Source organism: Streptomyces sp. NPDC126497, from assembly GCF_040302425.1.
Classification (GTDB): Bacteria; Actinomycetota; Actinomycetes; order Streptomycetales; family Streptomycetaceae; genus Streptomyces.
The window spans coordinates 1-5049 of sequence record NZ_JBEORT010000187.1 but is presented as its reverse complement, the minus strand read 5'-3'; the positions used below and the strand labels follow the sequence as shown (position 1 = coordinate 5049).

Sequence of the window (5049 nt, the reverse complement as noted above, 5' to 3'; positions counted from 1 at the left end):
TGCCGGACGCGGCCACCGCCAGGGCGTGGTCACGGAAACCGGCCCGCGGCGCGGGCGGCCCGGGCGGGGCGCCGGCGGCCAACCGGTCGTACACCTCGGTGAGTTCCCGTATCAGCAGCGCCGAGCTGTATCCGTCGCCGATGAGGTGGTGCGCGTGCACCAGCAGGACGTGTTCGTGCGGCTCCAGGGTGAGCACCCGAAGGCGCATCAGCGGCCACGCCCAGGGTTCCAGGCGCCGCTCCGCCTCGCCGGCGGCCCGCTCGTCCACCTCGGCGGGACCGGCGACCGTCTCGAAGTCGACCGGCAGCCGCAGTGACCGGGGCAGCTCCTGCTGGACGGGCGGCCGGGCACCGGCGGGGAAGACGGTGCGCAGCATGCCGTGGCGCTCCACCAGTACGTCCACCGCCCGCTGGAAGAGGTCCGGATCCAGCGGCCCGGACAGCCTGAGCCGCGCCAGCCACGTCCCGCCGCCCGGCGAGAGCGCCTCGGCGAGCAGGAATCCGCGCTGTCCGGCCGTGACCGGGAACGGGCCCGGGTCCCCGTCGCCGGCCGCGGCGGGTGAGGCGTCCCCGGCCACGGGGGCCCGGCCCGCGACGGCGTCCACGGCGTCCGCCAGCGCGGCGAGGGTGCGGTGGCGGTAGATCACGGTCGGCCGGGGCAGCGGCCCGGCCCGCTCCGCGAGCCGGGCGAACACCTCCAGGACGAGCAGCGAGTCGCCGCCCAGTTCGAAGAAGTCGTCCTCCCGGCACACGGAGGTCACCCGCAGCACCTCGCACCAGACCGCCGCCAGCCGGCGTTCGGTCGCCGTGGCCGGCGGGGTCCCCCCGCCACCGGACGACGTCCGCGCGGCGCCGGTGACGCTCCCGGGGTCCGTCGTCAGCAGCGCCTGCCGGTCGACCTTGCCGGTCCCGGTCAGCGGCAGCGCGTCGACGCACGTGATCCGCGCCGGGACCATGTACGACGGCAGCAGCCCGGCCAGGTGCCGGCGCACCTCACCCGCGACCGGCCGTCCGGCCCCCGTCCGGGGGGTGACGAAGGCGAGCAGCCGTCCCTCCCGCGCGAGCACCACGGCCCGCCCGACACCGGGACAGCCCTGCAGCGCCGCCTCCACCTCTCCCGGCTCGACCCGGTTCCCGCGGATCTTCACCTGGTCGTCGACCCGGCCCAGGAACTCCAGGAGACCGTCCGCCGACCGGCGCACCCGGTCCCCGCTGCGGTACCAGCGCCGCCCCCCGCGCATCGTGAACGCCCGCGCGGTCAGCTCCGGTTCGTCCAGGTAGCCGGGGGTCAGACCGACGCCCGCGATGAGCAGTTCCCCGGCCTCGCCCGCCCCGCACACGGCGCCGTCGGCACCGACCACCTCCAGCAGGGCACCGGCCGCGGACCGTCCGATCGGCAGCCGCCGCACCTCGTCGCCCGGGCGTGACTCGATGACGTGGCAGGTGGCGTTGACGGTCGTCTCGGTCGGCCCGTACAGATTCGCGATGCGCGTGCCGCTCCCGAAGAGGTCGAACCAGCGGCGCACGTGCTCCACGGGCAGCGCCTCGCCGCCGACGTGCACCCAGCGCAGCGCCGACAGGTCCACCGGCCGCCCGCCCCGCGCCGCCCGCGCCTCGGCGGCCGACAGCAGCTGCTCCCACAGCGTGGGGACGGAACTCCACACGGTCACCCGCGTCCGCTCCACGTGCGCCAGCAACAGCTCGGGGTCCCGCAGCAGATGCCTGGGCACGGTCACCACGGTGCCGCCCGTCATCAGCGGCGCGAGCAACTGGCGCACCGAGGCGTCGAAGCACGGCGACGCGGTCTGCGCGAGCCGGTCGTCGGGGCCGTAGCCGAACGCGCCGACGGCCCAGTCGAGGTAGTTCTCCATCGCCCGGTGGGTGACCGGCACCGCCTTCGGGCGTCCGGTCGATCCGGAGGTGAAGATGACGTACGCGATCGCCCCGGCCTCCGGTGCGGCGACGGCGGCGGTGCGCGCGGCGTCGTCCGACGGGCCGTCGGCCGTCACCGCCCGTACGCCGGCCAGGGTCCCGGCGAGGCCCAGGGTGGGGGAGTGGCACACCACGGTGGAGGCGCCCGTGCGGGTCAGCTGGTCGGTCAGTCTCGCCCGCGGGTGCTCCGGATCCAGCGGGACCCAGCCGGCCCCGGCCCGCAGGATGCCCACCACGCCCACCACCGTGTCCGCGCCCGGCTCGGTGAGCAGCCCGACCAGGTCGCCCGGACGGACGCCGTGGGCCCGCAGCCGTGCCGCGAGGGCGGCGGAGGCACGGTCGAGCGCCCCGTACGTGAGGGACGCCTCCCCGGCGTCGACGGCGGTCGCGCCGGGGCGCGAACGGAACCGGTCGAGCAGCCGGGCGACCAGGGGCAGAGGCCCCTCGGGCAGCGCGGACGGCGCCGGTCCGGGCGTGGGCACGAGCGCCGCCAGCTCCGCCCGGAACTCCCGGTCCAGACGCGCCACGGTGGCCCGCTCGAACAGCGGCTCCGGGAAGTTCCACGACACGCGCAGCACGGGACCGTCCGCCCAGCACAGCAGGGAGAGCCGGGTCGTGGCCGACCCGGTGCCGGCCGCGGTCGCCCGCACCTCCACCGGGCAGCCGGGGACCGCCGCGGCCGGGAACCGGGCGAAGCTGAAGCCCGCCGGGCTCACCGTGCGGGGACCGGCCCCGGCGCCGGGCAGCATCCCGGCCAGGTCCAGGCTGCTCACCCCGGCGTGCCGCTCGGTCTCCAGCCACAGGCCGCGCAACCGCTCCGCCAGCGCCACGACCGGCTCACCGCCGTCCACCTCGCACAGCAGCGGCAGGGTGTCGGCGAGCGGGCCGACGAGCCGGTCCACCCCGTCGAAACGGTCGTCGCGGCCGGCCCTGGCCACGTTGACGGCGATGTCCCGGCGACCCGTCCACCGCGCGAGGCAGCGCGCGTACGCGGCCAGGAGCAGGTGGAACAGGGACACGCCGTGCGCGGCGGCGAGCCGTTCGAGACCGGTGCTCAGCTCCGCGTCGAACGCGCCGTGGTGCTGCACGACCGGGCCCGCCGCGGGAGCGTCGGGATCGCCGTCCCAGGGCAGTCGCAGCGGTTCCCCGCGCGTGGCGAGACGCTCCGCCCAGTAGCGCCGGACGCCGTCCGGCACGCCGGAGTGCCTCCTGCCCGCCACGTACCGCGCGAAGTCCGGCGCCGGCGCCGGCGGCGCAGCGGGCTCTTCGCGCCACAGCGCGGTGTACGCGGCCCACAGCTCCTCGGCGAGGACGCTGAGGCTGTACCCGTCGGCGGCCGCGTGGTGCACGACCAGCAGCAGATGGGCGAGTTCCGGCTCCTGGCGCAGCAGCACGGCCCGCACCGGCGGGCCCGCCGTCAGGTCGAACGGCCGGTTGCACACGGCGGACTCGACGTCGGACACGTCCTCGGCGGCGCAGTCGAGCACCTCGTACCAGTCCTCCACCGCGACCGGCGCCGCCACCCGCTGCGCCGGCCGCGGACCCGCGGCGTCCACCCGCAGCCGCAGCGCGCCGTGCCGGTCCGCCAGGTGCGACAGCGCACGGCCGAGGACGCCGGTGTCGAGCGGACCGCGGATCGTCAGCCGCAGATGACCGCGCGCCGGGACGTCCGGGTGCAGCAGGCTGCTGGTGTGCAGCGCGAGCTGGACGGGCGTCAGCGCGAAGGGCTCGCCGTCCGGACGCTCCGGGTCCCCGCCGTCGAGGTGGGCGGCGAGTTCGCGCACCGTCCGGTGCTCGAAGAAGAGCGTGGTCGGCAGGTCCCGGCCGAGCCTGCGCTCCAGCCGTTTGACGAGGTCGACGGCGCCCAGCGAGTCCAGGCCGAGAGTCAGGAACGGCGTGTCGTCGTCCACCGCCGCCGCCGGGACCTCGAGGGACCGCGCCAGCAGCTCCCGCAGGACGGCCGCCGTGCCGGAGGACGCCGGGGTCCGCTCACCCGTCCCCCCGGCCGTGGACGGCGGCACCGGGGTGGCGGCGGGCGCCACGGGCGCCAGATCGGCGAGGACCAGCTGGGCCGCGTCCGTGCCGCAGACGGACCGGAGGGCGGCCAGCGCGGGTGCCGTCGACAGCGGCCGGCCCGCGGCGTCCGGAAGGGCACCGGCGCCCGCGGCGGCGAGTCCCGTCTCGCCGAACGGCCCGAGGTTCACCGACAGCCACGGGCGGCCCGCCCGTCGCTCGGCGCCGGCGAAGGAGTCGAGGAAGGCGTTCGCGGCGGCGTAGGCGCCCAGGGCGCCCGCCAGACCGGGAAGCACCGACGACACCGAGGAGAACGCGACGCACACCGCCGGGTGCTGACCGTGCCGGTCCAGTGCCCCGGCCAGCAGGACGGTGCCGAGCGTCTTCGCGCCCAGCGCGTCCACCGTCTCCCGCACGTCCGTTCCGCGCAGGCTGCCGGGCCGGGCGACTCCGGCCGCGTGGAAGACGGCGTCCAGCGGGGGGAGGCCGGCGACGAGCCGTTCGACGTCGTCGGGAACGGTGAGGTCGGCCGCGACGTAGCGGGCGTCGGCGCCGAGGGCGGTGAGTTCTTCCAGCAGGCCCCGGGGCGGGCGGGGGGAGCGGCCCGCCAGTACCAGGACGGGGCGGGCCCGGTCGGCGAGCCGCCGGGCGAGGGCGGAGCCGATGCCGCCGGCGCCGCGGGTGACCAGGTACGCGCCGTCGGCGGGCAGCGGGGGCGCGCCGTCCGTCCGGTCCCCGGTGCGCGGCACGACGCTCCGCACCAGGCGCTGCCCGGCCCGCCAGGCGACGGCCCCCTCGGCCTGCGGCGCCGACGTCTCGGCGAGCAGTGCGCGCAGGTGCTGTTCCTCGTCGTCGAGGGAGGAGAGGTCGACCCAGTTCGCGACCACCCCCGCCGATTCCCCGGGCACGGCCAGGGAGAGTCCGCCGAGGATCGCCTGGGCGGGGTTCGGACGCTCCGGGCCGTGACCGGTGGCGTGCGCGTCGTGGGTCACCACGAGGAGGCGGCGGGCGCCGGCGCGGTCGAGCAGCGCGAGGGCGTCCCGCAGCGCCGTGGCCGCTTCGTGCTGGTGCCGGTCGAGGTCCGCCGCCGTCTGCGGGCGGGCCG

At 77.5% G+C, this 5049-nt stretch carries 1 protein-coding gene; it reads right to left on the bottom strand.

Features of this window, described 5'->3' with window-relative positions; all coding sequences use genetic code 11:
* A partial coding sequence (locus tag ABTY20_RS34785) for a non-ribosomal peptide synthetase (protein ID WP_352001146.1) occupies positions 1–5049 on the bottom strand: 5049 nt, incomplete at both ends.